Source organism: Pedobacter sp. W3I1 (genome assembly GCF_030816015.1).
In the GTDB taxonomy this organism is placed as follows: Bacteria; Bacteroidota; Bacteroidia; order Sphingobacteriales; family Sphingobacteriaceae; genus Pedobacter.
Window position 1 is genome coordinate 4,496,754 of record NZ_JAUSXN010000001.1, and the last position, 19,099, is coordinate 4,515,852.

Here is a 19,099-nt window from a genome sequence, read left to right on the forward strand (position 1 = left end):
ATGACACAGGACGATCTAAAAAAATATACGGTTGTAGTAGGCGAAGGAAGTGGTTGTCTCTTTCAGCCTATGACTGAAAATTTCACCTATATAATAACGGCCAAACATCTGTTCGATGAAGACAAAGAGCTCGAATCTGGGGAAACTATTAAAGAGCTTAAACCTAACGGTTCTTTAATTCATATAGCAAGGCATACCCATAATGGCGATGTGTGGGATTTGGAATCTATTGATTTTGTATTGCAGCTTGACGAAAATTATTTTCCGCATGAGCACGCGGACCTGGCAATCCTTAAGATACCTTTTCTAAACGGTTGCAATATGATAAACATTATCGAGGAGCCTATTTTTGTTCAGGGTATAAACCTTTGCGGATTTCCAAACACGGCAAATGCAAATATCGCTGGAGAGCGATACCAGACAAAGGAAATACAGAATTTCGGTGCGACAGGGAATTATTCGATAAGTGCCCAGCTTATTGGCAACTTCGATCAACAGGATATTGAAGGAATGTCCGGCGGTGGAATTTTAAGCCTAAATGGCGATGGAATAACCTTCTCCGGGACGCAGAGTAAAATGGCCAGTCTATTATACCCTGCAGGAAGAATTGGTTTTATACAGCCCAAGTATGCGAGAGAAATAATTGAGTATCCTAAATATGCAGGAAGACTGGAAAAACTATATCCTAATACGTTGGCAAATTTTTCTTTTTTAAGAGACAAGGCTTTTTTATTGGATGTGGATGCGATGGATGTCGAGAATGCAGATGGTGCCAGGGTTACGCTACTAAACAAAGCGCAGTATATCATCGATTCCGAAATAACGCCATTTGCAATTAGAGAATTGTTCAAAGAAAGGTTATTGGTAAACGAAAATGATAAAACCTGCTTAGGGTATAACGCTGTTTGGATTGCCTGGCTTGAATTTCTGACAATTATGAATATTGCCAAATATGATCAGATCGACTCTACAAATTTATCACAGATCTTCAATTCTTACCGGCTTATGTATGTCCATACGGACGACTGGACAGCTGTTAACATTTCACAAGTATACGGCAAATCAAATTATTTTGGCCTGAAACCTGATTCAACGGTAATTGTAAGTTCTAAAAGTCCTGCAAAGACAAAATTTAAAATTGCAAAAGGAACCCTTATAGATATCAAGAGACCTTATGACAAAAAGGGATTCCGCACAGATATGGGTATACATCCATTTACATGCTTTGACTTTGTCCATATCGATTATTTCAAGACAAAATGCATCGTTCAGAAAATTGAAGAATACCAAGACCTAAGCGAACAAGACATCCTAGATAAACTTAAGCAAGAATATAATGACCTTTTCAACTAACGATATAATTTCAGAATTGCATAAAAATTTCCAAGGTGCTTCTTTCGAGTACCTTGAGGTCGATTATTTGGGAAAGATCCCTGCATTTTTTATTAAAATTGATTCCGAACCCAAGCTTTCAGAACAATGGTTGGCAATTGTAGATTTTATAGCAGTAAACTTCCAGTCCTTATTAACGGATGAATTCGCAATCTGGAATATCTATCTGTTTTTTATCTTGCCCAGGGAAATACTCCATGAACTGAAATACATAATTGAAAACAATACGTTTTCCAGCAGAAAGATTGTTATAGAAAGCGTAACTCCAAACGAGAAGATTATTGATGATCATATTGTCAATATGGACCTGGTTTTTGGTGCCGCCCAGCATCCAGGAATAATTTTCACCCATAATGATCTATTATGGGACATCTTGGAAAATAAGGAAGCAAAGAAAAAAATTACAGATGAAGATAAAGAGATATTCAAAAAAATCATCAGAACAGTAAAAAAAAGAGCAAATGAAAATTAAAAGCGTCGAGATATCCGCATTCAGGATTTATGATGATCCTAAAAATGCAAATTTTGATTTCAGTGACAACACCGGTGATATTGCTGACTTTGTTTCGTTGTATGCTCCGAACGGATTTGGAAAAACCTCATTTTACGATGCGGTTGAGTGGGCCGTTACAAAATCAATCAATAGATTTTACATCCGTGGGGAAGAGCTAAAAAAACTTGCGGATTTTCAAGCGGTTAAAAACAAAATGCCTTTGATCAGGAATTCAAAATCCAAAGGGCCAACGTTTGTTAAAATCACCTCTGACACAGGATTATTTGCAGAGATCTTCAAAAAAAACGGAAAACAATCTCATGACATTAATTTTAAAAAACCAGTAATACATGATTTCCAGCAGGTTATTCTAAGTCAAGAGTGGATTTCTGCTTTCCTCACTGAAAGTGATGGAGAGCTGCGTTATAAAAAATTTATGGAAAGACCTGATCTCTCAGAGATAAACAAATATTATAACAATATAAAGCTCCAAATTGGCGTACTGGAAAATGAGAAAAATGCTTTAAAGAAAAAGATTGAAGATTTAAGAGATCTAATCATCAATACCGGGGAACAAGACCTCCTTTCAACTGTAAATAAACAAATTGATCTTCTTATTTCTGAACATGACCAGAAAAACCTTTCAAGGATTGACGCTTCAACAACAAAGGAACAGATCAAAAAACTTCAGGATACGATCGTCGACTGCAGAATTTCGATGAATAATCAGCAGGAGCTAAACCTTGTCCTAAAAGATATTATAGTTGCAAGAACCGGTGATGAAAACATCTGTGGCGCCACACAATATTTTGAAACACTGAATGATCTGGAAAATATCCTAAAAGAGATAAACCTTTTATCCGGCCGTATTAAAGGAATTGAAAATCTGCAGGAGCATTCAAATAAGCTTGCCGAATTAAAAAAGAATTCAGTTAAGCTAAACGAACTAAAGATAGTATACCAAAATTATTATCCCAAATTAGAAAAACATGGGTTAACTGCTACTTCAATTAAAGATAAACGGATTGCTATCGAGACACTTGATAAAATTGTTTTTAGCTTAGTAATTAGGATAAGCGGAAATGAGGGTTCGCAGGCAGAGCTACAGACCCAGGTTGATTCCCTTATTGAACAGATCGATTCAACCAACCGACTGATAGCAGAGTTACCGGGAATAATAACTGATTTCAACAAAAATTCGGAAGAAATCCAAGCTGCGCGATTCAGATTGAATGTGATCAAGGAGGATTTAAAAAAGCCCATAGAACAGATCAAAGACTTGGAATCTTCTATATCCGCGACAACGAATATATTAAAGCAACTACGGGAAAATATATACTCAAAAGAGTCGGTGGCCAATGATCCAGATCTTGAAGCCCGGATAGTTATCCTAGGTGAACTGGAGAAAAGTCTAAACACTGAAAGAAACAAATTATCCGAGCAAACAAATCTTATTGAACAGCAGCAGATACTGAATTCAAATATCCAGGAATTTATCCAGGCAGGTTTAGGAATTGTTAATGAAAGAAAAAAATCAGATTGTCCGCTATGTGAACATCAGTACAATTCGTACAATGAATTATTAAGTAAAATCACCGGTAATACAGCTTTAAGCGAAAATCTAAAAAAAATGCTCTCCGATCAGAATGATCTGAAAGTATCAATTGAAAATATTGAGAACCAGATTAAAACCGAAAAGGCCATACTTGAAAGTTTTTACAACCTGGATATCCTGGAGGCAGAAGAAAAGAAGAAAATATTACAAAATAAAATAGACTCTTTTAAACCCGAATCCGAGAGATTGGTAAACAGGATTGAAGAATTGAATAGTAAACTGACTGAAGCTAATATCAAATTATCCGGGTTTAGTTCCAGTGAACGTGAACATACCCTAAAAGTGGAACATGACAGGCTCACTAATTTAAAAAATCAGATTGTAAAAAGTCTCAACGACGTTAAGACAAAGCTATTCGCGGATCAGGCAGAGTTATCCTCTTCCCAATCAAAAACTGAGCTATTAAAGAATGAGATTAGTGAGTTAGAAAAGATGGATGATTACATTGAGATAATGCAACTCTTTGGAATGGTATGGCCTGGAGAAGAAATTAATCGGACTGCGATAGACAAACACAGCCAAGGACTGACAGAAGAGTTGGAAAAAAATCTTAAACTAGAACAGGAAACAGAGGCCAATCTGAAAACCCAGGAAAAAAAATTATCTCAATATAAACTGGAGGATTTAATCACTAGGTTAAATGACATGCAACAAAAACGAGTGGATGCGAATCAGAAGACTGAGCGTTACGTTAATTTCTTAAACAAAAAACTGAGTATCAATAATACAGGACTTGATAGATGGCAGCTTTCTACTTTGATTGACAATAAAGAAAAGGAAATTAATGCTAAGGTCAGAAAGAATAAGGATTTAATAGATAGTTATGATAAACTAAATGGATACTGTGATAACATAGAAGGGTTTCTTTTATCGGAAGGTGCAAAAAGTGAGATTAAAAAATTTGAAAAAGAACTGAATTTATTAACCGACAAGGTTGATCCCTTACTTCAAGAAGAAAAGCTAAAAACCAAGACTTTTCTACAGACAAAAATCCAAGAGTTTTTTTATGAAAAGCTGATCAATGATCTGTACAAAAAAATTGACCCCCATCCTGAGTTTAAAGAGGTTCAGTTTCAGGCTGATTTTGAGTCCGATTCCGCAAGGCTTGATGTATTTGTTAAGAGCGGGGTTGGTGAGACCATGTTGATACCAAACCTATATTTTAGCACCGCCCAGATTAATATCCTAAGTTTAAGCATCTTTCTGGCAACAGCACTTAATTCCCCAAAATACGACTGCATATTCATTGATGACCCCATTCAATCAATGGATAGTATAAATGTTCTTTCCACTATTGATCTTTTTAGAAGTATTGTGGTTAATCATAAAAAGCAGATCATTTTATCTACTCATGATGAAAATTTTCATAATCTATTGCAAAAAAAATTGCCACCTGAAAAATTCAAATCTAAATTCCTTGAGCTTGAAAGCTTTGGGAAGTTGAAAAATTAAATTTTTCTGACCCAAATCTTGCGAAACAGGCTCTAGATAATGTAGATTATACCCGCTTGCTGGAAAAAAAATAAGCGTGAAGGGGGCCAAGCCCCCCGCTTCAATACCATCACTATTATGGTATAATCTATAAATCTGTACATTTACAATAGGAATTCGCATTTAAAATCAATAAAGGTGAGGATTTGGTATCTCAAGTCATAAACAGAATTACAATTTACTGATTTACAATAAATCGAAAGGTTCGACACCCTTTCGTTCCAACACTGTACTATTTCACAAAAAGGCTCCTCAATCCTGAAAGCGCTAGTTTAGATAAAGTACAGACCAGTAAGTTTGCAGCGCGAAAATAGCAAATACCATCCGGATTCAAAAAATGGTAAGTCGGGAATCAATCTTGCTGTCGGAGAAAGAAGCTGCATCCTCTTTGGAACAAAAGATATAGCAGATTGCCCAGTCCTTTAGGAGACAGCCAAAAACAACCCAACTCCTAACAACCCTAACTAAACCCAGCAACAAACATTATTCTCCGAATCTCCAATTGTTAAAATTAATTGTAACAAGACATTATATCCAATATTTGTTATAATTGCATATACAATTATTAAAATGTTAAAACAGCGCTCCAAAAACACGATCCAACTATTCAGTTGTGGCATCCTTATATCTTCTTTTTTCATTTTGTCATGCCAAAAACCAAGAACAGAGCCAGGGCCAACAATCCCTTCACCTGGTGCTACCGCGACAACAGTTAGCACATTTGCCGGGATTTTTGTAGCGGACATGAACAAACTAAAATCCCCGAACGGCATAGTCGCAGACGCTAACGGCAACGTATTTGTAGCAGATGAAGGAAAATACTGCATCAGGAAGATTGCACCGGACGGAACTGCTTCAATTTTGGCCGGGAGTATAACTGGTATCGCTGGCCATAAGGACGGCAAGGGAACAGACGCAATTTTTAGTAATATCTCGGGCATGGTACTCGACCGGTTCGGAAATATTCTGGCCGTAGATTGCGGAACAGGATACATACGTAAAATTACGCCGGACGGAACGGTGTCCACCATTGCCGGAAACGGTGTACAAACATCTGGAAATGGTCCTTTGGCAATTGTAAACGGACCGGCACTTTCAGTTTCATTCACATTTCCAAGAGGTATAGGCATAGATTCAAAAGGGAATATCTATGTCACCGATAATAATTCATTGATTAGAAAACTAGATGCGACAGGCAATGTAAGCACCTTTGCAGGAGGCGTAAACCAGGGAAACCGTGATGGTCTGGGTACAGCGGCCTTATTTAATGCCCCCCAAGATATCGCAATAGATGCAGCAGATAATCTTTTCATAACAGACAGGCAGAACCATAGCATCAGGAAGATCGATAAAACGGCAACGTATCCACGTTGGCCGGAACCGGCCAGCCAGGGTCTGCCAATGGTAGTGGCAATGTAGCATCGTTTAAATTCCCGATGGGATTAACCATCGATGCTACAGGTAATCTATATGCGGCTGACTCTGGAAACCAGACAATCAGAAAAATCACCCCAACAGGATCGGTCACCACTTATGCAGGGACCGGTAGCAGTGGCGTGGTTAATGGCCCGGTCAGAACGGCAAGTTTTAATAATCCGGTATCTGTTGAACTGACTTCAGACGGTACCATGTATGTTGGTGATGCAAACAATTTCCAGATAAGAAAAATTTCAGCTGATCAGGTAGTCAGTACTATTTTGGGGGATTTTACGCCGACCGACGGTACGGGAACCACAGTCTATTTCAGACACCCGAGTGGAATGTCCACTGACGATCAGGGCAATCTATTTGTAGCCGATGGAGGGAATAACATGATCCGCAAAATCAGCCCATCGGGAAATGTTACTTTTGTTGCCGGAAAAGTACAACCAGGCTACAGCGACGGCCCGGGTTCAAATGCCAGCTTCTTAAATCCGGTTGGTTTATCTATCAATGCCAAGAATGAAATTTTTGTTGCAGATTCAGGCAACTATGCCATTCGCAAAATCAGTATATCCGGTGCAGTTACCTCAGTAATCAAGAGTAAGCCCTACGGAATTACCGCACCAACAGGTATTTTTGTGGATAAAAACGATCAGATCTTCTTTTCCGATAGCGGATATGGCTGGATCTATAAGCTCAGTGCCACGGGAGATATTATCCAACTGGCCTCGGGAACCCCAGGGCCCAGTGGTTTATTTTGGCAACAACCTTATCAGATCTGGGTAGATGATAAAGGTTACATTTATCTGGCCGATTCCGGCAATCACCGTATCTGTAAATCAGTTAATGACAGTGGTTCTTTTACAGTGCTCGCAGGGATGCAGAGCGCCGGAAATTTTGCGATTTATGGCCGGGGGGATGGCTTGGGCACAACTGCAACATTTTACAATCCCAAGGGAATCGTGATGGACAGGGAAGCCAATCTATATGTTGCAGATGCATCGAACAATGTGATCAGAAAAATTTCAAGTACCGGCATGGTCACAACTTTGGCCGGTTCAGGCATCAAGGGACACTCAGACGGTGCCGCATTAACAGCAACGTTTAACCATCCGGCGGGATTGGCACTAAGTCCTGACCAAACCATCTTATATGTTTCAGACCAAGGAAATAATTTAATCAGAAAAATCACGCTGGGCAAATAGCGCAAACTATCTCAACGGCTGCATAACCGTCGATAAAAATACCTCACATTAAAGCATAATTTCTATATTAGAAAAACAAAAAACGATACCGTGTTTAATCTCTTTAAGAAAAACAACAACAGCAACATTCAACAGGAATGGCAAACAAAAGGCGCAGAATATGCCAGCGCCGTAAACGAAATGGTCCGCTTTGCAGAAGAACATGGTTGGGACAACTGGAAAGGCAAAGACCCGAGCGATGATCGGGAACACCTTGCCGAAGCGGTACTGGCCCTGCTAAAAGAAGCCAATGAAAGGGGAGAAACTCAAAAATTCAGGCAGGATTTCCCACCTGCACATGCACCCCTGACCGGCCTGATGAACAACAATTCACAAAGCATCTGCCAACTCCAGTTCATCGAAGGGCAAAAGATCGTTTTCCTTACCGGATCCCCATATGAGCAGCGACAGGCCTTTTTGCTAAACGGCAGTGAACTCCTGGAGCTGGATGAAAATATCCGCGCCATCGGCAAATCCAAAATCGGAGCGGTATTTGCCATTGCGGTAAAGAACAAGATTACCACAACCCAAGGCTGGCAGGGCGAAATAATCGCAGAATTTACGCTCAGCGAAGATTCAGGTCACGGCATTACCGAAATGATCCCCTTCAACGACGGCAAAAAAATCTTACTGACAACCGCTGAAGGCATCTTCATCCTGTCCTGCCAAGGAGAACAGATGATCCATCCGGTAGCAGATGAAGATGATGAGGAATGGAGCCCTAACATTGATATGGAAAATGCCACCATATCTGATGACAACCAGCTCATCATAGCAGGCGATCAGTGCAGCGATCACCGTATTCTCGATCCCGAAGGCAGCCAAATTGGTACAGTCGGACCACAATCCTCCTACCCACACTACTGCCTGTTCTCCAAAGATGGCAGCCAGCTGCTGACCAATTCCTGCCATTTCTACAATGGGATCAGCATCGGCGTAGATACGAACAAACTGAACGGCATCTCAATACCTGCCTATGAAGAAAACGGGGATTTTACTCTACTGGATGACCAGATGCGCGTTTATTCGGGAGTAGCAGCCTCTACATATTATATCCTTGGTGATGCCTATGGCTACATCAGGGCAATCGACAAAGATGGAAAAACCTTATGGAGGCACCATCTGGGCTCTAGCATTAGCGGCATGGCCATTTGCAACGACGAGCAGACCCTTTGGGTGGGCTCCCACTCCGGGATGCTCCATAAGCTCCACCTGGGCAAGGGCCAGGACAGCCATACCATAGGAGACGCCAACCATTCAGAGGAATTCAGGATATTTTTTTGGAAAACTGAACCCAAGCCTTTGTTTTGGTAACAGCCAAACCTGCAAAACTATGATACTTGCGGCTTTTGTATTTAAATAGCTTAAAGAATTAAGAATTTATGGTTCTTCCTCATTTTCTCTAAAATATGCAGTGTAGATTATAAAAAAAGCGCCTCAATCCTGAAAGCGCTAGTTTAGATAAAAAGTGCAGACCTATAGGTTTGCATCGCGAAAATAGAAAATAGCTCGAAAATAGAGGAAGCTTAGGCCAAAAAATTATTAATTAATATCCCTGTCTTGCATACAAACTCTCCTGTCAGGGACAGACGCGGCATCCTTTTGGAACAAAAGATACAGCAGATGGCCCGGCCCGCAGGGGACAGCCAACAACAACTCACCCCCCTTCTTAATACCAACCAAACAACACCCCATTTTACTGACACAAACAAACAAACCATCTTCTAGCTAATTGCCAGGCCAAAATGTGCGATATTAGATGACGAATTTCCTTGGAGAATTTTTGTTCTTAACATTTTTGCTGTTGCGATTCTGACTGTGGGACTTTTATCAGCTGTTTATGCCTCGTACTTGAACCCTGAATGCAGAACTATGGCTAGTAACTTGTCCGCATTCATAAATGGTTTTGCGACGATACTAATGTTTGCTTTTATAGATCCGCATCTATCAGTAATGACTGATGACATTATGCTAGGAAAATGTTCGGAGGCAACTCTTAGAAATATATCGTTTATATGACATTTGCCCTGCTAATTGGAACTCTAGTGGCACAAGTCTTATTTTTACCCGTTGCAGAAGTCCTAGCGTGGGCTGCATCTTCGGTATAATGTAAATGTAAGCTCAAAAGATCAATTTCATTAGGAAGAAAATGACAGTCTCATTAAACGAAAGTAAGGATTCCTGGGATCAATATTAGGAAAGGACAATAGCAGGAGCATTTAGTCAGTTAAAAATCCTACATTAACTTATGCTTAAATATTTAGAAATGAGTTCAGAATCTCCACTTAATTCTTACGTACGTAAGTTCTGGATCCTTGATAATTCCGAATCAGGATTAGTGGCAACCACAAAACACGCGCTTCCAAATACTTGCATTACGATTGCAATTATACATGGAGATGGTTTAATAATAGATTTCCCAAATAACCCTATCTCCATTGCTAGGGGTAGCTACCTAGTAGGGGAGATCACAAAGGCGACAGGTGTAATGGTATTGCCATATACCAAAGCCTTTATGGTTCAGCTCAATCCCTGGGCCGCCACTTTATTGAGCAACTGCTCGTTTCATGAGCTAACGAACCAATTTGCTGCTATAGCAGATATCAATAGAGAGTTGGCCCGATCCTTCATTGACATTAACGTGCTTGATAATAAGGGGACAAAACAGCAGATTCTAAAGGCACTTGAACTTTATCTGTATCCTACGGGTGCCTCTACCCTTATTGCCAGTTGCTTTAATCTTTTTGAATCCCATTCCCCGTTTATTCCCCTGAAGATAGCTGCCCTGTCCGATCATACAGGATATACTGTTAGGGGAATAGAAAAAAAATTCCGCCGGCATGTTGGCCTGACCCCGAAGCAGGCTTTTACTATAATGAAGGTCAGGTCGGTAGTAAACGAGCTGATTTCATCAACAGGCAATCTGTCATTAACGGCATTAGCGTATAAATATGGGTACACCGATCAATCTCACTTCACCAGATCCTACTTTTGTATTATGGACAGCTTGCCCTCCAAATTCAATAAGTTGCAGTATATACTGCCATTGCAAACCTGATTGTTCGCTTTTATACAATTTATCGAGATTAGGTTATACTAGCTTTGAGTTTAATTTATCCAGAAATGAAAAAAACTAGTCCAATCATATGTTCCTTGTATATACTATTAGGTTTGACATCTTGTGCTATCAAGAGATCAGCACAGCACAAGGATCAACGGATAACACAAGAACTGCATCGGGCAATGGAAAAAGTAAGTTTGCCGGGAATGGCAGTTGTAATGGTTAACGACAAACGTATTATTTACGGGCACTGCTTTGGTAAGGCTGATCTAGCAGCTGGGAAACCTTATTCACTGTATACAACTCAAGAGATTGGGTCTGTCAGTAAAATGATATTGTCTGTTGCACTAATGAAAGCTATCGAGCTTGGCTATTTTACACTCGAAACAGACATTAACTCGCTACTTCCGTTCAAAGTTGTTAACCCGTATGAACCTAACCATCCTATTACAGTCAGAGAACTGGCCACACATACTTCTGGTATCATAGATAATCCACGCATTTATATTAACACATACCGCTTCAATCTACATCTGAGATCATACAGCCCTGCGTCTCTAGTTCCATTGCAGGCGTTAGGTTATAAACAGACTCTTGCAGATACAACACTCAGGGAATTTTGCTTTAACTATTTGGCGGAAAAAGGGATCTACTATAGTCCTGAGAATTTTGTATACACCACATCAGGGAGAACCTCATCTTACAGCAACATCGCAACTGCATTAATTGCTTACTTAATAGAAATCAAATCTGGTGCTTCTTACAGCGCCTTTACTGCTAGGCATATATTCAAACCGCTGCATATGAACCATTCAGCGTGGTTCTTGGCTGACCTGAAAATAAATAATCTAGCCCAACTCTACTACAACAATGATGTGAATTTTCCGGTATATGACCTGGTAACCTATCCGGATGGTGGGTTAAAAACCAACGCTTCGGATTTAAGCAAGTTTTTGATCGACATGATCAGGGGCTTCTCAGGCAGATCTGCTGTTCTGCAACCGGAGTCATTCCGGATTATGTTTACACCACAGTTTTCAAGCAACAATACACCAGCAAAATTAAGTTTGGCTAAAAGAAATAAAGGTATCTTGTGGAATTTATATAACAATGGTACCATTGGCCACGATGGGGATGATCCTGGGGTTAGCTCGTTCCTCGCATTTAATCCTTCAACAGGCTTGGGTGGATTCTTTTTATGTAATAAGTACATGGATGATAAAAGCATAATTACCGATATTATAACAAAGGCCATAGCTAGATAATTTTACGAAACAGGTAATTTTATATAAAATCGATTTTAAGGCCAAAATATACCGCGCAGTTAAGTTTATTGATATATTTAATAATAATAAATTACAGATTAACATCACAGCGGCAGGACAGCGATGGTCAATTATTGTTTAATAAGCTTGTGCAGACATTGAGTGATTAACATACACTGTTTGAGGTGCTGGCGTCCAAGAAATATTAGAGGTAAAAGTAATCACGAGTGCTACCGATCCGTTGATTGTAGTTCCCCCGGTTGTAATCGAATAGGTTACCTGTGCATTTCTTTGCAAGTTCCTTGTAATTGTTTAAGGTGGCAGTAATCTGATTAAAAGCGTATCAAAACGCAGATTATCGTAAATCATGAAAGAGTGAGTTAATTTAGGGCAATGTAAAGATTTATTTTAAGCGACAGAAGAATTTTATATTATTGATGCCCCTGTTTTAAAGTTTACTTCTCTTCCCATTTTTTGCCCAATGCTGCTTTTTTAAATCTCGGAAAAATAGTCAGATCAAAATACTTAACCCTTCTCCCACCTTTAAGATAATTTGAATAATCGGCATATAACTTCAAATCTTCCCCAATGCCTACCGCATCTTCCGGATGGTTATCCAAGTAATCTGCAAAATCCGCTTTTAAGGTGACCAATTTGCTTATCGAAAATTTATCACCCGATAGCGCTGTCGATACCAATTTGTTTACCATTGTACCCATTCCTCCATATTGCCCTTTGTCAACTACAAAGTTCTGGTATTCGGCATAAACCTGAGCAAAAGCTTTTTTATCCGGTGGCGCCGGCCTGAATATCATAGAATCAGGCGAGCGGTATAATTTTCCATTTTTAGCATAGATAGTTTGGCGGTACGCAGGCAGGTCAAGCCGGCTCCAATCCCTATTTACTCCATCATATACCGATATCTTCCGCTTTTTATCAACCACTATTTTTTTGCCAGAATAAGAAAGCTGAATATTGTAGTCATCCTTTAATAATTTTTCTCCTGTTTTGCAGTCTACCAATGTACCTTCTCCTCCATGAAACCTACTCTTGATATACGCTGTCCAGCTCAACGACACAGTCGTTGTATCGATCACCGTAATCGTACCGACCTTGCAAATGACGACACTGTCACCTATCGCATCAACAGGACATAGCTCTATCATTGATTTTTCGGATAGGGCACAATCACACGGCCCATTATAAACCTGTTTATGTTTTTTTATGTTATGTGTGTCTTTTTCCTGATTGCAAGCCAGCAGTAGCATACTTACACCAAATAGGTAAGATAAAAATTTTGGATTCAAGAGCAATAAGATTTTAAGTGTTAAACACAAAATTATTTCAATTAATCTGAAAGATACAAAATTTAAAAAATTAATATTGTTTTATCAGATGATATCATCGCTTGTAATCGATAATTATCACGCGCATTATAATGACAACGAGATTTTTGCCAGAAATTTGATCAATTTTATAAGGAAATGAAAAAGCATCGATTAGAACTAAGTTTAGGGATATGGGGATTTGAAGACATTACCCATGAGGAACTAACTGAATTAGTCGGGGTAAAGGCTATAAAAGAATATTTTAAAGGCCGTCCGGTTAATAAAAAACTGCCAAACGGAAAAATATCCAAGGAAAACGGGTGGATCATTGGTCCATCAGAACTTGCTAAAAACAGTGATTTCGACGCCCAAATGGAGTATTTTATGGATATTGCAGAGGCGAAAATAGATGTGCTTAATATTCTATGCAGTAAATATCTTTGTGAATTTTCCTGCGCCGTTTTCTTAGAAGCTGAAAGCGAGGAAAGTACACCATGGGTTCATTTGGGAGACCGTTATAATAAAATTTTCGGGAATTGAACGTACATTTTGATCTGGACTTATACCAGTAATGTGCTTTTATGAAGATATCCCTACTGGCCTACTCCATAAGAAACAACCTCTTTGTTATTTTCGTTCTCTTACAGCAGAATTTTAGCAGCTCAGCCCATAAATCAAGTCATCCCTTTTTACAGCCCTAACAGAAAGCACTCCCCCTGTCAGGAACAGACGCGGCATCCTTTTGGAACAAAAGATATAGCAAATGGCCCGGTCCGCAGGGGACAGGCAAAAAACAATCGAAACAGAATCTGCCTTGTCCCCCCCACTTACCTCCTCCTATCCCTTCACCGCATAAACTCCTCAAACTCCTTCCGCTGCATTCTCCTTTATCCCTATTCCAAAAAAAAGCAACCACAAGAAGCACCCAACAACCCTTAGCCATTGACACCAACAAAATTGAAACCGGATACTTCGCCCCAAGCGCACCAATCATACAGCAAAAGCTAACAAAAACATTCAGTATAAATTTCCCGGACCAGTTCATAACAATTAACAAGTCGGACTAACCACCAGAAAGTTGGTACATGATCAAGTCAAAGAACTTAAGTAACCGAAAATAAGACCTGCCACTAAACTGATGAAAACAAACCTTAAGCACCGAATGGACGAATCCAATACAATCCCAGAAAGTTGGTAAAAGGTTTTAGAAACAAATAGGATGTATATTCCAAAACAATTATGTATCTTGAGAACGCGACATCAAAGCAAAATGGAAAACTTCGGATCCATCAATTGAACTAACATTATGAAAAAATTAACCTCTTCATTAATACTAACCTTTGCATTTATATGCATTTTTACTTCACTTTTGAACGCCCAGGAATCCCGACCCGGCTTCCACATTAGCGGCCTGATCCGTGATATCCCAGACAGCACTTATGTAGAATTAATTGATATTGAATCTCAATCCTGCATCGCTAAGGCACACACCAAATCCGGCAGGTTCGATTTGCACGGAGAGGTAGAGGCGCCAACCCCTAGCTGGTTAGTCATTGGCGAAGAATATGCAATCATCCAAGTCGAAAATTTAAAAATGGATTTTTCTTCACCAGCAACCAATATGCGGCTTGAAAGCAAAACATCCGGCGGCAGAGAGCAAAGATTACAGACTTCATTGGATGCACTCCAAAGACCTATCGAGCTAACAACAATTTCAATCGCTAAGAAAATTAAAGATAGTGTAGCAATGAGCGGCCAAAGAAAAGAAGAACTGAAAATGCAAATGACCAAATTAACGCATGAAATTCAACGGGTTTACGTGGAATTCGGCAAATCGAATATCGATTCATATATGGGACTCGACATAGTTTATCGCAATCGACAGGGAATCGGCAAAAAAAGCATTAAGGATCTATATCTAAAATTGCCTGTAGCGTTACAAAAAACGTCGGAAGGTACCGGACTTAAAATATTTTTCACCGAAAGATTAGCAGAAAAAGGATTTTCAGCGCCTGAGTTTGATGCTTTAACTTATGACAACAAAGCATTTAAATTCTCAGCGCTAAAAGGAAAATATATTTACCTCACCTTTGGCGAAGCCGGATGTGCTCCCTGCCGTCTGGAAAACAGACTTATTGGGGAACATTTCGATTCGCTGAAAGACAAGGTAACCTTTGTAAATTTCTCAATGGATAAAACTAGAAAAGCCTGGGAAACATCAACCAATTTCGATAAAATCAGATGGTTCAACATTACGGACATCGCCAGTGAAAGTGGAAGAATAAAAAACCTGTACGATGTACAGGCTATGCCTACATCATTTCTGATAGACAAAACGGGAAAAGTCATTGAAAAGTTTATCGGATTCAATCCTGACTTTATTAAAATAATCTCACAGGAAGCAAAATGACATATACTATTAAAACCATTTTTGTTTTCCGCCGTCTATTGTAAAAATCCTGCTTTCGTCGGATCTGGAAAGTGCCTTTAAAAGGAATAATCCTTTCTTTGGCAGCCCATTAAATGTAATGGTGTTCGTATCTGGCACAACGGTAAAAATCGGTTTCCAATACCCGTTTGCCCAGTAGTTAAGTTCATACTTCCTCCCAGCAACTATTGAGGCATTGGGGGAGTCGTTAAGTTTTGGAGTTATTTTAACTTGTTCCAACACCGTCTTCTGACCATAATCAATTACTATATTTGTGTTATTATTGCTCGCTTTATAGAAAGTTGTTACATCTCCATCAAAAGCATTATTAAGAATATTGTCATCGGCATTTTTGTCTGCCAACACTTTTCCCTTATTTCTGCCTTGCATTGTTAAAAAACTTATTTCTGCAAGTTGGCATGGTTTATTTTTTGCAGACAGATATCTATAATACCTAAAATGGTCTTTTTTGGAAAAGCTGAGGGTAGTTTCTCAAAAGGAAGCCCTCTTGATATGAATCGGTATAACACTTTTGAAGAAGAAAAATCTGAATTATTACTTCCCTCAATAACCGCTCCCTTAACTTCATCCATTGCAAACATTTCCGGAACGATAGGGTACACCCTGTTACATCTGACCATTTCTGTGACCTCTGTTTCCTTAGGATTCAATGTATTTACAAATCCATTTTCATCTAATTCGAGTGGATGGCCTGCGGGAATAAAACCTTTTTTATCTAAAAAAGCAGGCAAATAAACGATTCCACCTTCCATTTTAGCGAATTCCACCTTATCTCCATTCCGCCTAGCCCAAGCGATTGGAATCCAGTCTTTATTGTTAAAAACACAGAGGTAGACAAATTTATTTGTGCTCAATCCTTTTTGTAAGTGTAGGGAAACGGTAAAGGTCCTGGCATATACATCGGTAACGTCAATCAAATTCGGGTCGCTTAAAAATCCTGGAATAGGTTCACTTTTACCTGCTAGAACAGCTAGTGAATTTTGATTTTGAGTAATGGTCTGCCTATAGACCTTTCCCTTTTTTGTTCCTGCCTTATGAGGAGTACCTGGACTATCCTCAGCACCCAAGAAGGGCTGAGAAATTCCCCTTTTATCGATCACTACGTTCCAATTGTGGCCAATACTTCTATAGGGCCATTGGGGGACAAAATCTGTAGCAACCGGTATGCCTACCGCACGCATCACAAAAATGGCTAAATCGCCCATATCACGGCATGTTCCAATTCGGTTTTTCACTAGACTTTCGGCACTGAAATTTGGCAAAAAAGAGGCTCGATTTGATAAAACCCAACCATTTCTAATCAATTCATCATTAATAATTTTAGTGGCCGATACTGCGTCCATTTTTGGATCTGGCTTTTTACCAAGTAATTTAACGAATTGCTCATACACTGCTTTTCTGTTGTAAGAAGGGATTTCCCGATCTATTGTATATGGCAATATATATTGGCAAAACTCATCGAAATTATAATCAAGGTGCCAAGGCGCCTGTTCCCATGCGAAGAATGCCTGATCAATATTCCCTATCAACTGATCAGCGGTCGCCTCCTGCAGCACACTTTTCCTTATTAGCGAATCGCCATGATACTCACCATATATCTTCGATAAAGATGACATAATGAATTCACCATGATCCAGATCCCGCAAAACCAGTTCAGGATATTTCTGAAAAGCCTCCAAATTATGTCCCGTAAGATATGTTCTATTGTGCAGTGCACTAATGAGAAAATATGTTGCTCTCAATTTAAGGCTATCGGCAGAATCCTCTGAATAATGGTCAATCACCTGTAAGATTACAGACTTGTTTGCCTGGCTGTTTATAATATTCTTAATATTGTTAGGTAACTTTCTGTCTTTACACGAGGAAAATACGACCAAGCAAAAACAAACAAGTAGAAATAAGCGACTACTTCCTGAAATGACACCCATAGGAACCTTAAATTTTTTCATATCGTAATTAATTTTTTAATACAAATGGGATGTTCTTTCTCTCTGATATCAAGACGGCATCTTTAGCATCAGATACCTTGAATGAAAAATGCAGCTCATCCAACGTCTGAGGAACGCTGATTCGAAACCATGTTGAATCCATAGGTTTAAGTACGATCCTGCTGGCACCAACTGCAAATAATTCTTTAGTTTTCTTCTTCCAAAAGGAATACGAAACAGAGCCCGTAAAACTTGAGGAAGCCCTATTTTTGATCAAAACAACTGTATCGAGCTTATTTGCTTTGTTTATGCTGAGAAATTTTGAATAATCGAGTAATAGTTGTTCATCAGGACTTACGATTTTTACAGATCCCGGGCGTTCGATCATTCCACCTCCACCACCGCTGTCGAATACTCTGATCGCAATCAGATTGCTAGAATGCCTGTGAAAGCGTGGATCGTCAACGGAAATACGGTACCTTCTGGGAGTATTTGCCCAGGAATTTCCCTTTTTAAAGTTATTGTTAAGATCCTGTTTCAGGCTATGAATATCTTTATTGTTTTCGCCGATCAGTTGACCATTAAGGTAAACCTGATCATAATCATCTATTTTACCAAGGTTGAACTCAAGCACAGTCTGGTCAGTAAAATATTTTGTTAAGGATTTTGGAACATCAAAGCACTGACGATACCATGCGTAACCATCGTAGTCAGGAAATCCCGCCGTCTCCCATTCTTGACCCGCATCGATTATTGTCCACTTTTTATCATCGTAGTCCTCCCGTGAAAAATTAATGGAGTCTGCCATTATGAACTTCCACTTGGTGTTAAAAGAAGTACTTAATAAATTCCTGAGCTTGATGTGGGATGTGGTAATAAAAGCAGGTGAATTCATCCCGAGTCCGCCACCAAAATCAACTACACGGATGGCTATAGTATTTTCTCTGTCCCATAATATTCTCTTATCATTGATATCCATTTCATAAACTCGGCTAACCTGCGCAAAACTTTTCAAACTGTCCGCTGGATTTAGTCCAAGCTCTCCATTGCTTCCGATCAAATGCCCATTTAGATAGAATCGGTCACTATCATCAATTTGGCCCAGATGAAAACTAATCTTTTTCATGACTGCCTTATTTTTAACCGATGAGGGAATTACAACATGATAACGGTACCAGACAATCCCATCATAGTCCCTAAATCCCTGGACATCCAAGGGCTTTTGTTCATCAATTTCAATCCATGTACTGTCCTCATAAGCGGACGTTGAATACTTAATAGAGTCAGAGGTCTTGACTCTCCAGGCCCCGTCCAGCAATATCTCGGAATCAGCAAAATGTTTCTCTGTACACGAATTCAAAAGGGAAATCACAATAGTTGACAAGAGTAGAATTTTATTCAATTTCATATT

The 19,099-nt window shown here is 39.3% G+C and carries 15 protein-coding genes; 11 read left to right on the forward strand and 4 right to left on the reverse strand.

Annotated features, from left to right (window positions below):
* From QF042_RS18335 to QF042_RS18370, 9 genes are all read left to right on the forward strand, one after another.
* A complete protein-coding gene (locus QF042_RS18335; protein WP_307531060.1) occupies nt 1-1,353 on the forward strand; it encodes an ABC-three component system protein in 1,353 nt (450 codons plus the stop codon).
* Nucleotides 1,337-1,864, forward strand: a complete 528-nt coding sequence (locus QF042_RS18340) for an ABC-three component system middle component 1 (protein WP_307531062.1) — start codon at nt 1,337-1,339, stop codon at nt 1,862-1,864. Before QF042_RS18335 ends, QF042_RS18340 begins: the two co-directional genes overlap by 17 nt.
* Nucleotides 1,854-4,952 (forward strand): AAA family ATPase, encoded by a 3,099-nt coding sequence (locus QF042_RS18345; protein ID WP_307531064.1) that lies wholly within the window; start codon nt 1,854-1,856, stop codon nt 4,950-4,952. The genes QF042_RS18340 and QF042_RS18345 overlap by 11 nt, the downstream gene beginning before the upstream one ends.
* A gap of 783 nt (nt 4,953-5,735) precedes the next feature.
* Nucleotides 5,736-6,410: an SBBP repeat-containing protein gene (locus QF042_RS18350; RefSeq protein ID WP_307531066.1), complete on the forward strand. Its 675-nt coding sequence runs from the start codon at nt 5,736-5,738 to the stop codon at nt 6,408-6,410.
* A 17-nt stretch (nt 6,411-6,427) separates the two neighbouring features.
* Nucleotides 6,428-7,618: a hypothetical protein gene (locus QF042_RS18355; protein WP_307531068.1), complete on the forward strand. Its 1,191-nt coding sequence runs from the start codon at nt 6,428-6,430 to the stop codon at nt 7,616-7,618.
* A gap of 90 nt (nt 7,619-7,708) precedes the next feature.
* Nucleotides 7,709-8,971 (forward strand): hypothetical protein, encoded by a 1,263-nt coding sequence (locus QF042_RS18360; RefSeq protein WP_307531070.1) that lies wholly within the window; start codon nt 7,709-7,711, stop codon nt 8,969-8,971.
* A 504-nt stretch (nt 8,972-9,475) separates the two neighbouring features.
* Nucleotides 9,476-9,676, forward strand: coding sequence for a lipid II flippase family protein (locus QF042_RS26370; protein WP_373459080.1), 201 nt, complete (start codon nt 9,476-9,478; stop codon nt 9,674-9,676).
* Between the two features lie 229 nt (nt 9,677-9,905).
* A complete protein-coding gene (locus QF042_RS18365; RefSeq protein WP_307531072.1) occupies nt 9,906-10,715 on the forward strand; it encodes a helix-turn-helix domain-containing protein in 810 nt (269 codons plus the stop codon).
* Between the two features lie 185 nt (nt 10,716-10,900).
* Nucleotides 10,901-11,983 carry a serine hydrolase domain-containing protein gene (locus QF042_RS18370; protein ID WP_373459081.1) on the forward strand — a complete coding sequence of 361 codons (1,083 nt, stop codon included), beginning with the start codon at nt 10,901-10,903 and terminating at the stop codon, nt 11,981-11,983.
* A gap of 455 nt (nt 11,984-12,438) precedes the next feature.
* Here the strand turns inward: QF042_RS18370 and QF042_RS18375 are convergent, their stop codons facing one another.
* Complete coding sequence (locus QF042_RS18375; RefSeq protein ID WP_307531076.1) at nt 12,439-13,149, reverse strand: hypothetical protein; 711 nt, start codon at nt 13,147-13,149, stop codon at nt 12,439-12,441.
* 318 nt (nt 13,150-13,467) lie between these two features.
* On the opposite strand from QF042_RS18375, the gene QF042_RS18380 reads away from it, so the two are divergent.
* Together QF042_RS18380 and QF042_RS18385 are read left to right on the forward strand one after the other, a co-directional pair.
* Nucleotides 13,468-13,851 carry a DUF4279 domain-containing protein gene (locus tag QF042_RS18380; protein ID WP_307531078.1) on the forward strand — a complete coding sequence of 128 codons (384 nt, stop codon included), beginning with the start codon at nt 13,468-13,470 and terminating at the stop codon, nt 13,849-13,851.
* 766 nt (nt 13,852-14,617) lie between these two features.
* Nucleotides 14,618-15,721 (forward strand): TlpA disulfide reductase family protein, encoded by a 1,104-nt coding sequence (locus QF042_RS18385; RefSeq protein ID WP_307531080.1) that lies wholly within the window; start codon nt 14,618-14,620, stop codon nt 15,719-15,721.
* 9 nt (nt 15,722-15,730) lie between these two features.
* Here the strand turns inward: QF042_RS18385 and QF042_RS18390 are convergent, their stop codons facing one another.
* The 3 genes from QF042_RS18390 to QF042_RS18400 are packed head-to-tail and all read right to left on the reverse strand — an operon-like array spanning nt 15,731 to nt 19,096.
* Entirely contained in the window at nt 15,731-16,129 is a 399-nt protein-coding gene (locus tag QF042_RS18390) for a discoidin domain-containing protein (RefSeq protein ID WP_307531082.1), read from the reverse strand.
* Nucleotides 16,130-16,140: 11 nt separating this feature from the next.
* Entirely contained in the window at nt 16,141-17,709 is a 1,569-nt protein-coding gene (locus tag QF042_RS18395; protein WP_307531084.1) for a hypothetical protein, read from the reverse strand.
* A 7-nt stretch (nt 17,710-17,716) separates the two neighbouring features.
* A complete protein-coding gene (locus tag QF042_RS18400; protein WP_307531086.1) occupies nt 17,717-19,096 on the reverse strand; it encodes a sugar-binding domain-containing protein in 1,380 nt (459 codons plus the stop codon).
* Nucleotides 19,097-19,099: the final 3 nt, after the last annotated feature.